Source organism: Nonomuraea sp. NPDC001831 (assembly GCF_042892035.1).
In the GTDB taxonomy this organism is placed as follows: domain Bacteria; phylum Actinomycetota; class Actinomycetes; order Streptosporangiales; family Streptosporangiaceae; genus Nonomuraea.
On the sequence record NZ_JBIATU010000017.1, the window covers coordinates 21,869 to 36,377 of the forward strand.

At 72.3% G+C, this 14,509-nt stretch carries 16 protein-coding genes; 9 read left to right on the top strand and 7 right to left on the bottom strand.

Features of this window, described 5'->3' with window-relative positions:
• Nucleotides 1-53: 53 nt before the first annotated feature.
• From ACFYYW_RS38870 to ACFYYW_RS38880, 3 genes are all read left to right on the top strand, one after another.
• Nucleotides 54-1,040 (top strand): zinc-binding dehydrogenase, encoded by a 987-nt coding sequence (locus tag ACFYYW_RS38870; RefSeq protein WP_387656926.1) that lies wholly within the window; start codon nt 54-56, stop codon nt 1,038-1,040.
• The gene (locus ACFYYW_RS38875; protein WP_387656929.1) at nt 1,037-2,095 is read left to right on the top strand and encodes a winged helix DNA-binding domain-containing protein; all 1,059 of its coding nucleotides are present in this window, start codon (nt 1,037-1,039) and stop codon (nt 2,093-2,095) included. The genes ACFYYW_RS38870 and ACFYYW_RS38875 overlap by 4 nt, the downstream gene beginning before the upstream one ends.
• Nucleotides 2,096-2,228: 133 nt before the next feature.
• Entirely contained in the window at nt 2,229-2,498 is a 270-nt protein-coding gene (locus tag ACFYYW_RS38880) for a hypothetical protein (protein ID WP_364418372.1), read from the top strand.
• A 24-nt stretch (nt 2,499-2,522) separates the two neighbouring features.
• On the opposite strand, the gene ACFYYW_RS38885 is transcribed toward ACFYYW_RS38880, so the two are convergent.
• Both ACFYYW_RS38885 and ACFYYW_RS38890 read right to left on the bottom strand, forming a co-directional pair.
• Nucleotides 2,523-3,944, bottom strand: coding sequence for an alpha/beta hydrolase family protein (locus ACFYYW_RS38885; RefSeq protein ID WP_387656932.1), 1,422 nt, complete (start codon nt 3,942-3,944; stop codon nt 2,523-2,525).
• A gap of 134 nt (nt 3,945-4,078) precedes the next feature.
• A complete protein-coding gene (locus ACFYYW_RS38890) occupies nt 4,079-4,900 on the bottom strand; it encodes an NAD(P)H-binding protein (RefSeq protein WP_387656935.1) in 822 nt (273 codons plus the stop codon).
• A 131-nt stretch (nt 4,901-5,031) separates the two neighbouring features.
• Between ACFYYW_RS38890 and ACFYYW_RS38895 the strand changes: the two genes are divergently transcribed.
• Nucleotides 5,032-5,496 (top strand): MarR family winged helix-turn-helix transcriptional regulator, encoded by a 465-nt coding sequence (locus ACFYYW_RS38895; protein ID WP_387656938.1) that lies wholly within the window; start codon nt 5,032-5,034, stop codon nt 5,494-5,496.
• Between the two features lie 253 nt (nt 5,497-5,749).
• Complete coding sequence (locus ACFYYW_RS38900; protein WP_387656941.1) at nt 5,750-6,103, top strand: hypothetical protein; 354 nt, start codon at nt 5,750-5,752, stop codon at nt 6,101-6,103.
• Here the strand turns inward: ACFYYW_RS38900 and ACFYYW_RS38905 are convergent.
• Nucleotides 6,100-6,915, bottom strand: a complete 816-nt coding sequence (locus ACFYYW_RS38905; RefSeq protein WP_387656944.1) for an MBL fold metallo-hydrolase — start codon at nt 6,913-6,915, stop codon at nt 6,100-6,102. The two genes, ACFYYW_RS38900 and ACFYYW_RS38905, sit on opposite strands and share 4 nt — an antisense overlap.
• On the bottom strand, nt 6,909-7,058 hold the full coding sequence (locus tag ACFYYW_RS38910) for a hypothetical protein (RefSeq protein WP_387656947.1): 150 nt from the start codon (nt 7,056-7,058) through the stop codon (nt 6,909-6,911). The genes ACFYYW_RS38905 and ACFYYW_RS38910 overlap by 7 nt, the downstream gene beginning before the upstream one ends.
• 80 nt (nt 7,059-7,138) lie before the next feature.
• Between ACFYYW_RS38910 and ACFYYW_RS38915 the strand changes: the two genes are divergently transcribed.
• Nucleotides 7,139-7,642: a winged helix-turn-helix transcriptional regulator gene (locus ACFYYW_RS38915; RefSeq protein WP_387656950.1), complete on the top strand. Its 504-nt coding sequence runs from the start codon at nt 7,139-7,141 to the stop codon at nt 7,640-7,642.
• 267 nt (nt 7,643-7,909) lie between these two features.
• On the opposite strand, the gene ACFYYW_RS38920 is transcribed toward ACFYYW_RS38915, so the two are convergent.
• The 3 genes from ACFYYW_RS38920 to ACFYYW_RS38930 are packed head-to-tail and all read right to left on the bottom strand — an operon-like array spanning nt 7,910 to nt 11,141.
• Entirely contained in the window at nt 7,910-8,674 is a 765-nt protein-coding gene (locus ACFYYW_RS38920; protein WP_387656953.1) for an ABC transporter permease, read from the bottom strand.
• A complete protein-coding gene (locus tag ACFYYW_RS38925) occupies nt 8,671-10,227 on the bottom strand; it encodes an ABC transporter permease subunit (protein ID WP_387656955.1) in 1,557 nt (518 codons plus the stop codon). Before ACFYYW_RS38925 ends, ACFYYW_RS38920 begins: the two co-directional genes overlap by 4 nt.
• Nucleotides 10,224-11,141 carry an ATP-binding cassette domain-containing protein gene (locus ACFYYW_RS38930; RefSeq protein ID WP_387656958.1) on the bottom strand — a complete coding sequence of 306 codons (918 nt, stop codon included), beginning with the start codon at nt 11,139-11,141 and terminating at the stop codon, nt 10,224-10,226. The genes ACFYYW_RS38925 and ACFYYW_RS38930 overlap by 4 nt, the downstream gene beginning before the upstream one ends.
• 87 nt (nt 11,142-11,228) lie before the next feature.
• Between ACFYYW_RS38930 and ACFYYW_RS38935 the strand changes: the two genes are divergently transcribed.
• The 3 genes from ACFYYW_RS38935 to ACFYYW_RS38945 all read left to right on the top strand — a co-directional run bounded on the left by ACFYYW_RS38935 (nt 11,229) and on the right by ACFYYW_RS38945 (nt 14,386).
• The gene (locus ACFYYW_RS38935) at nt 11,229-12,434 is read left to right on the top strand and encodes a sensor histidine kinase (protein WP_387656961.1); all 1,206 of its coding nucleotides are present in this window, start codon (nt 11,229-11,231) and stop codon (nt 12,432-12,434) included.
• Nucleotides 12,431-13,102, top strand: a complete 672-nt coding sequence (locus tag ACFYYW_RS38940; protein ID WP_387656964.1) for a response regulator transcription factor — start codon at nt 12,431-12,433, stop codon at nt 13,100-13,102. The genes ACFYYW_RS38935 and ACFYYW_RS38940 overlap by 4 nt, the downstream gene beginning before the upstream one ends.
• A gap of 123 nt (nt 13,103-13,225) precedes the next feature.
• Entirely contained in the window at nt 13,226-14,386 is a 1,161-nt protein-coding gene (locus ACFYYW_RS38945) for a serine hydrolase domain-containing protein (RefSeq protein ID WP_387656967.1), read from the top strand.
• Nucleotides 14,387-14,509: the final 123 nt, after the last annotated feature.

Consider the following 14,509-nt stretch of genomic DNA (forward strand, 5'->3'; position numbering starts at 1 on the left):
TATCGGAGTACTTCCGGTCAGGAACTGGCCGGAAGCCTCCCTAGGGTGGTCACATGATCACTCACGAGGTTCAGTTGACCGCCCAGATCGCCGCCGTCCCGGGCCCCGAGCACTTCACCGTCGTTCCGGCCGAGATCGAGGGGGAGGTCGTGGTCCGTACCGACCACCTCGGGCTGGCCGCCACCTATCTCGAACTCATGCGCGCCGACTGCCACCTGCCGATCCCGGCCTGGCAGCCCGGCCGGCGGGTGGGCGTCATGGCGATCGGCACCGTGCTGAGCTCGGCGAGCCCTGACCTGCGGGAGGGCGACCTGGTCCAGTCGATGAGCGGCTGGAGCACGCACTCGGCGGGACCGGCGGCCTCCTACGTCAAGCTCGACCCGGACGCCTATCCCGACCCGAGCTACCACCTGGCCCAGGGCCCGACCGCCTACCACGGCGTCGCGGACGTGGCCGAGGTCGGCGAGGGCGACGTCGTCTTCGTCTCCGGCGCGGCCGGCGGGGTCGGCTCGCTGGCCGGGCAGATCGCCCGCAACCTGGGCGCCAGGAAGGTGATCGGCAGCGCGGGCAGCCAGGCCAAGGCCGACTACCTCGTGGACGAACTCGGCTTCGACGCCGCTTTCGACTACCACCACGACCCGCTCGCCGCGCTCAAGAGACTGGCCCCGGAGGGCATCACCGTCTTCTTCGACACCGTCGGCGGCGCGTTGTACGACGCCGCGCTCGAAGTCGCCGTGCCGGGTGCCAGGTTCGCCCTGTGCGGATCGTTGTCCACCCAGCTCGGCGCCGCCGCCGACCGTTTCCCCGTCCCCGACCGCGACGCCGCCCTGGCCAGGGGCGTCGAGCTGCTGCCGTTCTCCTGCCACCACACCCCCGACCAGGTCGCCGCCTGGCACCGCCACTTCCGCACGGCGCTCGACCAGGGCCGCTTCGTCCACCCGCAGACCGTCGTCGAGACCGGCATCGACGGCGTGCCCGGCGCGTTCCTGGCCCTGCTGCGCGGCGAGTACCGCGGCAACGTCTCGGTGCGGCTGGCATGACCGTCCTGTCCCGCCGGACGCTCAACCGGGCCCTGCTCCAGCGGCAGTTCCTGCTGGAGCGGGCCGACCTGACCGCCCTGGAGGTGATCGGCCGCCTGGTCGCCATGCAGGCGCAGGAACCCAACTGGCCCTACGTCGGCCTGTGGGCCCGCATCCGCGACTTCACCCACGCCGACCTCACCGCCCTGCTCGCCCAGGGACGGGTCGTGCGGTCCGGCTTCCTGCGCAGCACGATGCACCTCGCCGCAGCCGACGACTTCCGCCGGCTGCGGCCGGTGTTGCAGCCCGTCCTGAACCGCACCGCCGACTCGGCGCACTTCCGGCGCAGCAACGCCGGACTCGACCCCGGAACGCTGGTGGCCGAGGGACGCGCCCTGCTGCGGACCGGGCCGCTGCCCAGAAGGGAGCTCGCCAGGCACCTCGCGACCCTCCATCCGGGCCGCGACGGCCGAGCCCTGGCGGGTGAGATCGAGCTGCGCACGCCGCTCGTCCACGACCCGGCCACCGCGTCCTGGGGCGGGTGGGGGACCCGCTCGTCGATCACCGTCAGCGCCGCACCGGTCGACGCCCCGCGGCCCGCTGCGCTCCGCGACCTGGTGCGCCGCTACCTGGCCGCCTTCGGGCCCGCCACCGTGGCGGACGTCCAGACGTGGTGCGGGCTGACCCGGCTGGACGAGATCGTCTCGGACATGGGCGCGGACCTGCGCCACTACACCGGCCCCGACGGCCGGCGCCTGCTCGACCTGCCCGACGTCCCGCTCCCTGACCCCGACACCCCCGCGCCGGTGCGGCTGCTGCCCGCCTACGACAACGCCCTCCTGGGCCATGCCGACCGCAGCCGCATCATCGCCGACGCCGACCGCAGGCACGTCTTCCCCGGACAGGCCAGGGTCCTGCCCACCGTGCTCGTGGACGGCCACGTCCGCGGCACCTGGTCCTTCACCGCAGGCGAAGTACGACTGGCCCCGTTCACAAGCTTCTCCCGGGACGAACGGCAGGCGATCGACGACGAGATCAGCCGGCTGCTGCCGTTCCTGTCGCGCCGCCGAACGTGACGACCCGTGCGTCCGGCCGGCACCAAGCCGGAGTTTTCCGGAGAAGACGCCATCCTTCATACGTTCGTTGATCTTGGGTCAATTGTCGGCGAGGGCAGGCTTTCGGGTGCTTCCTGCAGGGGAGAGTCGCGGCATGACAACGGATGCCCGGCCCACAGCCGATGACCTGCTGAATTACGCCAGGAAGCTCCATGAGCTGGCCGTCCTGCTGAAGTTCGACAAGGACTTCGAGAGCAGGTTCAGCGCCGCCGTCGAGGCGGGCGACGAGCGCGAGCTCTCCGGTCTGCTGGCGCCTTTGGGGTTCGAAGGGACCTCGATCGCGGACAAGGTCGTCGAACGTGGGAAGTGCGAGCATTGCGTGCTCTGGCAGGGCAAGTGGGTCTGCCACCCGCTCTGCTGGTAGCGCCCGCATCTGTTCCGCGGGCCGTCACAGGACGGTCAGGTGGCCGTAGCTGGACAGGGTCGCGGCCAGGTCGCCGGAGCTGCCGCGGAGTGTGGCGTCCAGGAAGGCGACGGTGGCCGCCGCGGTGATGCGCGGCCCCGCTGTCCGGCCGAGAGAGCCGACGAGCGCGGGCAGGGGCGGCATGAAGAGCGGGGCGTCGGTGAAGGTGAGGTGCGCCGTGCCGGGGACGGTGAGCCGGTAGCCGGTCGCCGTGCTGAGCTGGAGCACCTGCGTGAGGCGCGGGATGTAGTCCGGCGTCTCGCCCGGTTCGAGGTCGTGGGTGAGCGCGAGCACGGGCTGGTGGAACGGTCGCGCGGCGGGGTCGCGGGGGAAGCCGTCCAGGTCGATGACGGCTGCGAAGCGGGGGTCCTGACGGGCGGCCTGCAGGGCGGCGGCGCCCCCGAGGGAGTGACCGGTCGCCGCGGCGCGGCGGGTGTCGAGCCGCCCGCTCAGGAGGCCGGGGATCTCTCCACGGTCCAGGCGGCCGAGCTGGGTGAGCACGAAGCTGAGGTCCGCGGCCCTGACCGCCGTCCATCCGGCCGCGCGCCTGTTGTCCTCCGCCTGGTCGCCGGTGGCCGCGACCTGGGTGCGGACCGTCCGGCCGTCGGCGAGGGTGACGACGGCCGAGTCGTACGGGTGGTCGAGGGCCGCCACGACGTACCCGCGGCTGGCCAGTTCCTCGGCCCAAGCGGTGTTCTGGGTGCGCACGCCGCCGAGCCCGGGCGAGAACAGCACCACGGGGAACCGGACGCCGCCGCCGGCCACCGGCGCATCGGGCACCGAACGCGTGCGGGCGCGTGGCGGCTCGTCCAGGACGAACGCTGGAAGGCCCAGGTAGTCGGCCTGGCCGCGGGCGACGACCTGCGCGTCCCGCGCCGTGCGGCCGAGGTACCGCGCGCGCTCGGCGTCCGGGGGGACGCCCTGCGCGGGATACCAGAGCTGGACGACGACCACCCGCTTGTCATCGGTCCGGGACGTGGCGGCTTCCGCGCGCTCAGGGTCGGCCCACTGGACGACGGTGGTGCCGACGGCGTGCGCGCCTGACGGCTCCGGGAACACGGGCAGGGGCAGCGCCCACGCCGCCGTCGCGCCCACGACGATCAAGGCCAGGCATGCCGCCGACCCCGGCAGCGCCAGCCACCATCGAGCCCGCCGCCCGGCGCGCCACCCCAGCAGCGAGGGCGCAGCGAACGCCAGCGCGACGCCCCCGCCTGCGAGGACGGGGAGGAGTTGCCAGCGGATCCCGAGCACGGCCAGCACGCCCGCGGACACCACGAGGGCCGCCGCACCGGCCAGGGCCGACGGCCGGCGCGCTCCGGGCGGCAACCAGCGGGCCAGCACCAGCACGACGGCGGAAGCCAGGGCCAGGAGCTCCAGGAGGGACAGGCCGAACACGGTCACATTCATGTGATCACGGTCGCGCAAGGATCTCGGCCGGACATCGGGCCCGAGGCCGAGAGCCGCATGCGACCCCGGTATGACCCCCGCGACCAGTCTGCGACCGGAGTCGCAAGCGGCCGCGCTGCGGCGATCACGGCCTGCTAGCCGAGGAACGCCGCCCGGTTCTCCTCGGCCCAGGAGGCGAACGTCCGCGCGGGCCTGCCGGTCAGTTCCTCCACGACCGCGGTGAGCTCGATCGGCCGGCCGTCGCAGCTCTGCCAGTAGTCCAGCAGGGCGTCCGCGAAGGTCGCGTTCATGTACCGGGCCATTTCGGCCCTCCACTCCTGCCTGGTGACGGGTGTGATCGCGATGTCCCGCCCGGTGACGCGGGAGAGGATCTCGATCTGCTCGGTGAACGTGAGCGACTGGGGGCCGGTCAGTGTGTACGTCCTGCCGCCGAGGCCGGGGTCGGCGAGAACGGCGGCCGCCACCGCCGCGATGTCCGCTTCGTGGATGGCGTCGACGTGCGCGTGCGGGTAGGGCAGGTTGATCGGCGTCCCGGACTTGACGGCCCACGACCACGCCATCGCGTTGCCGCAGAAGGTGCCGGGCCGCAGAACGGTGCTCGGCACGGGCGAGGCCGCCAGGGCGCGTTCCGAGACGAGATGCGTGGCGGCCAGGGGGCTGCTGTCGGGATCGGGCATGAGCACGGCGGCGGACGACAGCAGCACGACGTGCTCGACCCCGGCCGCCTCGGCCGCCGCGGCGAACTCCTGCGCGTGCGACGGCTCGGCGTACAGGAACACCGAGGTCACGCCGGCAAGCGCAGCGCCGAAGGTGGCCGGATCGCCCAGGTCGCACCTGACGACGGACGGGTCGGCGGGGGCCTTGGAGGCCGGACGTACAGAAAGGCCCTGCTCGCGCAGGAGGCCGATGAGGGCGGTCGCGACGGCGCCGCGAGCGCCCGTGACAAGAACGGTCATGTGGGTGCAGATCCCTTCGCAGACGCTTCGCGACGTGAGCGCGACACCTGTCGATAGAATGAGAGCGCGACGCAGAAGTTGTGTCACGCAAATAGTGTGTGACGAAGATTATGAACAGTATGGAGCCGCACGTGTCAAATCGAGCCGAGATGCTCAAGCGCATCAGCGACGAGAGCCAGCGCCACTACGCGGCCTACACGCTGTTCAACCAGGCCATGGCCGACCGGCTCGGCCTGCACCCCACCGACCTGCAGTGCGTCGCCCTGCTCGACCTGGAGGAGCGGCCGGTCAGCACCGGCGAGATCGCCCGCCTGGCCGGCCTCACCCCCGGATCGGCCACCCGCCTGGTCGACCGCCTCGACAAGGCCGGTCTGGTCGTGCGGCACGCCGACCCGGCCGACCGCAGGCGCGCCCTGGTCGCCCTGACCCCGGAGGCCCGCGCCCGGATCGGCGCGGCCTGGGACGTCCCAGGCAGGGCGTTCGTCGAGATGCTCGACCATTACGACGACGACGCGCTCGCCCTGATCGCCGACTACCTGGAGCGGGCCGCCTCGGTCGGCCGCGCCCAGGCACAGCGCCTCACGACGTCCGCCTAGGGCGCGCGTTCCACGGCATGCAGCCCACGGTTGGCGGCGACGACCCGGTGCTGCGGGCCCTGGTCGAAGCGCTCGCGCCCGGCCGCACGATGCCGAAGCCGAAGCCCCTCCGCCCGTTGCGCGTCTTCGACGACGTGGCGGTGCTGGGCACCACCTTCGTGCAGGCCACAGCGCTGTTCACCGCCGGCGGCACCACCATCGCCTTCCACCACACCCCCGGGCACACACCCGGCACGTCTCGTCGATCTTCCCCGTGCACTGGAAGGGACGGCGGCACACCGCGATGTTCTGGGGCGGCACCAACCCGCCCGCAGCGACCGCCGACAAGCGCACCGCCCTGGCCTCCGTGCGCGCCTTCGCCGCCACGATGCGGCGGGCGGGAGTGGACGTCGAGCTCAATAACCACGGCGGCGTCGACGACGGACTGACCCGCATCGAGCAACTGCGCGCCGGTACGACGGGCGTGGCCAACCCGTTCGTCATCGGCCGGGCCAGGACGCAGCGTTTCATGAAGGTCATGGAGGTCATGCTGCGCGGCCGCATCGCCCAGGACGAGGAGACGCCCGCCGGCCCGGTGGCGGCGGCACGGGACGTCCCGTCGCGCTAGCCTCTGCGGGCGAGGCGCTGGAGCTGCCCTTCGTGCACGCTGCTCACCCACTCCCAGCCCGGCCTGGCCGACGGGCCGATCCGCGGATCGGCGGAGACGCGGCCGTTCCGCAACGTCAGCACGTACGCCCGGTCCTGTTCGATCCGCGCCTTCACCTGCTCGGATCCGCCGACGGAACCATGGCCGGGGACGACGACGTCCACGCCGCCCGCCACCTCCTCCAGCAGCCGTAGCGCGGTGAGGTAGTCCTCGATCGGGTCGGCGGTGCCGTCCAGGTCGAGCATCGGAACCAGGACGTCGGACAACATGTCGCCGGCGACGAGGACCCCGCGTTCCCCGATCAGCAGCGCCGCGTGGCCCGGGGCGTGTGCTTGGTGCTCGACGATCCGGATCTCGGGACCGTCCCAAGGGATCTGCGTGGTTCCGGCGGGCAGGCCGGTGATGAGGCCGAGCAGGTCCAGCGGCACCTGGCCGGCGATCTCGGTCTCCAGCAGGTGGTCGGCGACGCGGGCCTTCGCGTCTTCGTCCGGCAGCTGCTCGCGGACGGTGGCCGCGCAGCGCGCCGTGCCGTACCGGGGCGCCTCGCCGAGCCGGGGATGCCAGAGCAGGTGATCCCAGTCCGGATGCGTGGAGAACCCCGCCACGACGGGCCCGCCCAGTTCGCCGAGGTCGTCCGCGAGGCAGCCCATCTCGGCGCCGGTCACCCCGGGGTCGATGAGCAGCACACCGGCCCGGCCCCGCACCGCGACGGCGTTGCTCTGCACGAACTCGCTCTCGTGAACCCACACTCCCTCCGCGACCTGCCTCAGCACGAGCTCGCCTCCTTCGCGTCCCGGACGGCGTAGTGATGCGGCTCCTCGTCGACACGCAGCCATTCGCCGGCGCCGGCGTCCCCCGGAACCCGCTCGATCCGCAGGTCGAGGGACACCTGCATCGAGTGGACGAAGCGACCCATGAGTTTCTCCCCAGCAAAAGTGCTTGCAATGTGCAACTACTATAGAGGGAGTGAAAACCCTGTCAATGAGGAGAGGAACCGTGGAACCACGGTCCGGATGCCCGGTCAACGCCGCCGTCGAGGTGCTCGGAGATCGCTGGACGTTGCTCGTGCTGCGCGACGTCATGTTCGGCGACCGCCGTCACTTCCGGGCGCTGCTCACCGGGTCGGTCGAGGGCATCGCGTCGAACATCCTCGCCGACCGCCTCGTGCGGCTCGTCGAGGCGGGGCTCCTCACCCGCGGCACCGCCGTGCGGGGTCAGCGCGCCCGCTACAGCCTCACCGAAGCCGGCATCCAGACCCTTCCGATCATCTACGCCCTCGGCAACTGGGGCCTCGACTGGCGTCCGGGCAGCGACGACCTCCGCAACCGGCAGCAAGCCATGCGGGACGAAGGCCCGGCCTTCATCGAGGAGCTCATGGACGAGCTGCGCGTCCGCCACCTCGGCGCCCCGCCGAAACCGCACGACGGCCCGGGCCCGTTCGAACGCCTTGACGCCGCCCGCGCCGAGGCCACCCCGCAGGACCACGTCGACCGACGGTGACGGCGGTCCGCTACCGACTGGCCGGTCTCGCGGCGAACCGGGAGAATCGCCTGCCGTGATGGGTATCGCCGGCTTCGAGCCGACCTTCCTCGTCGGGCTCCAAGCCGCCGACGAACGGCTGGCGTCGTTCGTCGGGCGGGAACTGCGCGAGGTGGACCTGCTCGAGTGTGGGTGCGGCGCCGGCTGGACCGCGGCGCGCGGCCTGACCGGGCCGGACGAGGCCGTGTTCGACCGGCCCGGTGACGGCGTGGCAGGTGCGCCGCACGGCTATGCGTCGCGCGTCCGTAGCAGCAGCCCGCCGGTCAGGAGCGCCGCGGTGGACCAGGCCGCGAGTACGCTCAGGCCGGCCCATGGGCTGAGGGGGAGCGCGGCGAGGCCGGTGGTGGCCTGGACGGCGAGCCCGGCGTTCATCGGGGAGATCTGCCAGAGAAGCCGCTGCCAGTCATCGTCGGCGATCATGAGGATGAGGGCGGGGAAGAGGTAGAGCAGGCCGAGTACGACCCCGATGGCGGTGGCGGAGTCCCGTACGGCGGTGGCGACCCCCAGGCTGAACAGGGCGATCAGCGCCAGGTAGAGGACCGAGCCGACGGCGGCGCGCAGCATCGGACCGCTGGTGAGGACGAGCGTGTCGGCGGGGAAGCCGTTGCTGAGCAGGATGGGCCGCGCAGCCAGCGCGGAGGCGAGCACGGCGACGCTCCCCGCGATCAGGGTCAGGCCGGCCAGGATGATCGCCTTCGCGGCCAGGACGCCGGTCCGGCGCGGCATGGCGGTCAGGGTGAGGCAGATCATGCCGGTGCCGTATTCGCCGGTGATCGCCAGGACGGCCAGGACGGCGACGACCGCCTGGCTCACCTGGACCCCGAAAAGGCCGATCCTGGCGGGGTCGTAGCCGCAGCCCTGCGCGGCACAGGACACGACGGCGCAGGCCGCGATGCCGACGGCGACGGTCAGCACCACGATCGCGAGCAGCAGCCAGGCGGCGCCGGGCAGGGTGCGGAGTTTCGTCCACTCCGCATGCAGGTGCTCTCTCATGCGTCCCTCCGGCGGAGTCGGAGGACGGCCAGGCCGAGGGCGAGCGCGGCATAGCCGGCCGGCACGGCCAGACCGGCCCACGGCGGCAGCGGGTAGAACCCGGCGATGGGCGAGTAGTGGCCGAGCACGTGCGCGTACTGCGGGATGCTCTGCTGGACGGCGAAGCCGGCCGCCGGGGTGAGCCGCAGCAGCCACTGCGCCGCGCTGTCGGGCAGGACCGAGGTGGTGGCGAGGACGTGCGGGACCACGATCACCGCGATCGCGGTGATGACCGCCGCGACGCTGCGCCGCAGCAGCGCGCCGAGGGCGAGGGAGAGCACGGCGGCCAGGGCGAACAGCGCCGCCGTGCCGACCACGATGCGCGCCTGGGTGAGCAGGGACACCGGGAGGACGGCGTTGCCGTTGTCGCGCAGAATCCGCCCGCCGGCCGTGAACGTGATCGCGACGGCGGGCAGCGCGGCGGCGAAGGTGACCAGGCCGAGCGCCAGGGCCTTGGCTGCCAGCGTCCGGCCGCGGCGCGGGCCGGCCAGCAGGGTGACGCGGATCAGGCCGTGCCGGTACTCGGCGGTGATGAACATGACCGCCACCACGATCACCAGGATCAGCCCGGCCAGCACGCCGCTGAGGGGACGTTCGGCGGTCGGCCCCTCGATGGCCGGCGCGATGTCGCCGACGCCGGTGACGGAGAAGGTGCCGCCGGACTGGCCGGCGCGGCCCGGGTGATGCTCGGCCCCGTCGGGACCGACGGTGACGCCGATGTCGTCGTTGCGCCACCCGCCGGACGCGCTGCCCTGCAACCTGACCTGGTCGAACTCGCCGGTGGCTTCGGTGAATCGGGCCGCCGCGACGGACCCGCCGAGATCCCCCTGCGTGACCGTCAGATCCCCTGGGGAGGTCGCGAACAGCCCGGCCTCTACGGTCTGCGGGAGTCCGGGCAGGGTCACGGTGCCGATCCGCGTCCAGTTCGTGCCGTCGGCGGATTCGGATCCGGTGAGGGTGTCGCCGGAGCGGGTCAGCCGCAGCCAGCGCGGCGACCGCGGGGAGACGCCGCCCGCCCGGCCGGCCAGGTCGTGGGTGAAGTTGTGCTGCATCCGCACGCCGTGCGCGCCGGTCATCATCACCGCCGCGTAGGCAGAGCCCTGCTTCGTGCTCTCCTTGATCATGACGCCGGCCTTCGCCCACGGCACGAGCCCGGGAACCTCGTTGCGCTGCCCGGGGGTGACGTCGGGCTTACGGATCTGGCCGGTCATGGAGGTGAGGCGGACGGTGATGCCGCCGTCTCCGGCCAGCGGCCGGTGCACGAAGAAGAACTTGTCGTCCACCGCCTCGCCGCCCGGACCCACCACAGGCGGGGGACAGGCGACCTCGACCGGACCGGCGCCGCACGAGGCGTGGCTGCCGGCCGCGGACAGCAGCCCGAGCAGCACGGTGACCAGCGCCGCCGCGGTCATGGCCACCACCCAGCCGCGCACCGTCCGGAATTTGATCCACTCGGCGCGCAGCAACCGCCCGAAGCCCCCGCGCGCGGCGGGGCGTTGAGTGTGCGTGGTCATCGTGTCGTTCCCCGGTATTCGACCGCGTCGGCGGTGAGGTCCATGTAGGCCTGCTCCAGCGTCACCCGGTGCGTCGCCACCTCGGAGAACGGCACCCCGTTGGTGTTGAGCACCGCCACGATGCGCTCCGAGGGCAGCCCTGAGACGACGATCGTGTCGCGATCGGTCACGGCCGTCGTGGCGCCGGCGTGACCCAGCACCGACATCGCCTCCGCGTGCGCCGCCGTGCGCAGGGTGACCCGGCCGCGGGAGGCGGTCGTGAGGAGCTCGGCCACGCTGGTGTCGGCGATGACGCGGCCCTTGCCCACCACCACGAGATGGTCGGCGGTGTCCTCCAGTTCGCTCATCAGATGGCTGGACACCAGCACGGCCCGCCCCTCACCGGCCAGCGACCGCAGGAAGCCGCGCATCCACACGATGCCCTCGGGATCCAGGCCGTTGACCGGCTCGTCCAGCATGAGCACCGGCGGGTCCCCGAGCAGCGCGGCCGCGATGCCGAGCCGCTGGCGCATGCCCAGCGAGAAGCCGCCCGCCTTGCGCCGGGCGGCGGACTGCAGCCCGACCTGCCGGAGCACCTCATCGACCCGCCTGCCGTCCAGGCCCTGGGAGTGGGCCAGCCACAACAGGTGGTTGCGCGCGGTGCGGCCGGGCTGCACCGCGCCGGCGTCCAGCAGCGCGCCGACGTGGGTGAGGGGGTTGCGCAGGCTGGTGTACGGCCGTCCGCCGATCAGCGCGTGGCCCTCCTCGGCCGCGTCCAGGCCGAGGATCACCCGCATCGTGGTGGACTTGCCCGCCCCGTTCGGCCCCACGAACCCGGTGACCTGGCCGGGCAGCACGGTGAACGACATGCCGTCCAGCGCCAGGGTCGGGCCGAACCGTTTGCGCAGCCCGCTGACTTCAATGGTTGCTCGCATGCGACCCGTTGTACGGACCCGGCCCTAACACGGGCCGAACAGAGGCTGTCACATCGCTGTTAGGTCCGGCACGGCATCCTGGAACCCATGCGAAAGTGGCGACGACCGGCACGTACCGTACGAATGCGCTTCACCGTCCTGTACGGTGCCATGTTCCTGCTGTCCGCCGTCGGACTGCTGGCCATCACCAACCTCGTGGGCCTCGGAGGGACGCGGGTCAGTCAGTCCGCACCCCCCGGGACCCCGCCGGGCGAGCCGGCCACGCTCGCCGCCGCCGTCGATCGCATCGCGTGGCTCCAGGCCCAGCTGTCGGACACCCACACGGCCCAGTCACGTCAGCTCCTGATCGGCTCGGCGCTGGCGCTGGCGGTCATGGGGGTGGTGTCGCTCGTCCTGGGCCGCCTCATCGCCGGCCGGGTGCTGCGCCCGCTACGGATGATCACCATGGCCACCCGCCGCATCTCCGCCGACAACCTGCACGAGCGGCTGGCCGCGCAGGGCCCGGCCGACGAGGTCAAGGATCTCGCCGACACCATCGACGAGCTGCTGGAACGCCTGGAGAACTCGTTCGCCGCACAACGCCGGTTCGTCGCCAACGCCTCCCACGAGCTGCGCACCCCGCTGGCCACCATGCGCGCGTCCCTGGACGTGGCCCTGGCCAAGCCGGAGCCCATACCGGCGCAGACCGCCACGCTGGCCGACCGGCTCCGCACCGAACTCGACCGGATCGACCGCCTGCTCGAAGGTTTCCTCATGCTCGCCCGCACCGAGCACGGCGCCGTGACCGACCGCACCACGCTCTCACTCCACCACCTGGCCGGCGCCGCCCTGGACGCCCGGACCGCCGACATCACCGCCGCCGACCTCACCGTCCACCTCCCGGCCGCCCCCGGCACCCCGGGCGCCGCGCACGACAACGCGTGGACGCAGGGAAACCGGACGCTCCTCACCCGCATGATCGACAACGTCATCGACAACGCCATCACCCACAACCACCAGGGCGGCTGGATCCGTCTCGCCACCACCACCGACGGCACGACAGCCCGGCTCGTCGTCGAGACCGGCGGACGCGTCCTCGACCAGGAGCAGGTCGACCGACTCGCGCAGCCCTTCCAGCGACTCGGCGCCGAGCGCACCCACTCCGGCAACGGCACCGGGCTCGGCCTGTCGATCGTCGCGGCCATCGCCGCCGCACACGGCGGCGCCCTCGACCTGAGGGCCCGGCCGGAAGGCGGCCTCCGCGTCGCCGTCTCGCTGCCGGCGGCGGCCGTGCCGGCGGAGGTCGCGGCATGAGGGTGCTCGTGGTGGAGGACGCACGCCCCCTCGCCGCCGTGCTCGTCGAAGGTCTGAGCGATCAGGGCATGGCCGTGGACGTGGCCCACGACGGCCTGGAGGCCGCCGCCAAGCTCGATCTCAACGCCTACGACGTGGTCGTCCTCGACCGCGACCTGCCAGGCATCCACGGCGACACCCTCTGCCAGATGATCACCGAACGCGACGACCGCGTCATGGTCCTGATGCTGACCGCGGCCGGCGAGCCAGGGGACCGGGTCACCGGTCTGACCCTGGGAGCCGACGACTACCTGGCCAAGCCCTTCCACTTCCCCGAGCTGGTGCTGCGCATCCGCTCCCTGGCCCGCCGCCGGCCCACCGCCCGGCCCCGCACGTTGCGCGCGGCCGGCATCGAGCTCGACCCGCTGCGCCGCACCGCCACCCGCGACGGCCGCCACCTGGATCTGTCGGTCAAGGAGTTCGCCCTGCTCGAAGCCCTCCTCAGCGCCGCCCCGGCGTTCCTCAGCGCCGAGGACCTGCTCGAACAGGTGTGGGACGAGCACGCCAACCCCCTGACCAACACCGTCACGGTCACCATCGGCCGCCTGCGCCGCAAACTCGGTGACCCGCCGGCCATCACCACCACGCCCGGCGTGGGGTACCGGATCACGGCCGACGATCTTCCTTAGCCATGGGGGTCCGGTAGGGGTAGCCCTACCCGGACAAATCGGGTGTACGGGATCGTTTGTGACATAACTCTGCCGCCATGCTGGTCAGCGTCAGACTTTCGCCTTCCAGCAAGGAGCCACTAAGTGCACCTCGTTACCGCCAAGCCCCCGGCGTCCACCCGTTTGCTGGCCCTGGTCGCCGCAGGAGCCGTCGCCGCCGGCGTTCTTGGTCTGGGTACGGCTGCCGCCAGCGCCGCGACGCCGAGCGCGTCCGGCGACGCCGTACAGACAAGCTTGGACAAGCTGGTTCGCTCCGGCGATTTCCCCGGGGTCGTGGCCGCGGTGCGGGGACGCGACGGGCGGGTGCGTGACTACACCGCCGGCGTGGGGGACCTGGAGACGCGCGCCAAGGTGCCGGTCAACGGGATGGTGCGCATCGGCAGCCACACCAAGACGTTCGCCGCCACCGTCGTCCTGCAACTGGCCGGCGAGGGCAAGCTCGACCTGGACGCGCCGGTCGAGAAGTACCTGCCCGGCGTCGTCCGCGGCAACGGCAACGACGGCCGCAAGATCACGGTCCGCCAGCTGCTGCAGCACACCTCCGGCCTGCCGAATTACACGAACTTCCCGACGTTGTCCGGCATCCGGCACACCTATTTCGAGCCGCGGGACCTGGTCGACAAGGCCCTCACGCAGAAGCCGGAGTTCGCCCCCGGCACGAGCTACAAATACACGAACACGGGATACGTACTGCTGGGCCTGATCGTGCAGAAGGTCACGGGCCGGCCCATGGGAGAAGAGGTCACCAACCGGATCATCAAGCCGCTCGGCCTGCGGGACACCTACTGGCCCGGCGTCGGCGAGCAGACCATCCGCGGCAAGCACCCGAACGGCTACCACGCCGAGAACGGCGGAAAGCTGGTGAAGTTCACCGAGATGGATCCCTCCTGGGGCTGGACGGCCGGCAACCTCATCAGCACTCCGCGCGACGTCACCCGGTTCCTGAGTGCGCTGCTGGGCGGCGACCTTCTCAAGCCGGCACAGCTGAAGGAGATGAAGCAGACCATCGGCTCGCCGGCGCTCCCGCCCGGCGGGGGGTACGGGCTCGGCCTGATGAAGATCAAACTGAGCTGCGGCGGTCACGCCTGGGGCCACGGCGGCGACATCCCCGGTTACGAGACCCGCAACGGCATCACCGAGGACGGCCGGAGCGCCACGCTCACCGTGACCGCGCTGCCGACCTCGGACGAGAGCGCCGACCGCGTCGAGAGCACCCTCGACGCCATGCTCTGCGCCACGAAATAGGGTCGCGCCCGGCGGGGGCCCCCCCCCCCCGGGGGGGGGGCCCCGCCCCGCGGGGGGGGCCAGACCCCCCCCGGGCCCCGGGGGCGGGGTACACCCCGCGGGTAAGCCCCCCCCCGCCGCGGC

What these genes read in the sequence shown, in the direction of transcription:
- ACFYYW_RS38885 (WP_387656932.1), bottom strand. Translation starts at nt 3,944, where the DNA reads ATGAATGTGACCGTGTTCGGCCTGTCCCTCCTGGAGCTCCTGGCCCTG.
- ACFYYW_RS38925 (WP_387656955.1), bottom strand. Translation starts at nt 10,227, where the DNA reads ATGACCACGCACACTCAACGCCCCGCCGCGCGCGGGGGCTTCGGGCGG.
- ACFYYW_RS38935 (WP_387656961.1), top strand. Translation starts at nt 11,229, where the DNA reads ATGCGAAAGTGGCGACGACCGGCACGTACCGTACGAATGCGCTTCACC.
- ACFYYW_RS38880 (WP_364418372.1), top strand. Translation starts at nt 2,229, where the DNA reads ATGACAACGGATGCCCGGCCCACAGCCGATGACCTGCTGAATTACGCC.
- ACFYYW_RS38930 (WP_387656958.1), bottom strand. Translation starts at nt 11,141, where the DNA reads ATGCGAGCAACCATTGAAGTCAGCGGGCTGCGCAAACGGTTCGGCCCG.
- ACFYYW_RS38875 (WP_387656929.1), top strand. Translation starts at nt 1,037, where the DNA reads ATGACCGTCCTGTCCCGCCGGACGCTCAACCGGGCCCTGCTCCAGCGG.
- ACFYYW_RS38890 (WP_387656935.1), bottom strand. Translation starts at nt 4,900, where the DNA reads ATGACCGTTCTTGTCACGGGCGCTCGCGGCGCCGTCGCGACCGCCCTC.
- ACFYYW_RS38910 (WP_387656947.1), bottom strand. Translation starts at nt 7,058, where the DNA reads ATGGGTCGCTTCGTCCACTCGATGCAGGTGTCCCTCGACCTGCGGATC.
- ACFYYW_RS38870 (WP_387656926.1), top strand. Translation starts at nt 54, where the DNA reads ATGATCACTCACGAGGTTCAGTTGACCGCCCAGATCGCCGCCGTCCCG.
- ACFYYW_RS38940 (WP_387656964.1), top strand. Translation starts at nt 12,431, where the DNA reads ATGAGGGTGCTCGTGGTGGAGGACGCACGCCCCCTCGCCGCCGTGCTC.
- ACFYYW_RS38920 (WP_387656953.1), bottom strand. Translation starts at nt 8,674, where the DNA reads ATGAGAGAGCACCTGCATGCGGAGTGGACGAAACTCCGCACCCTGCCC.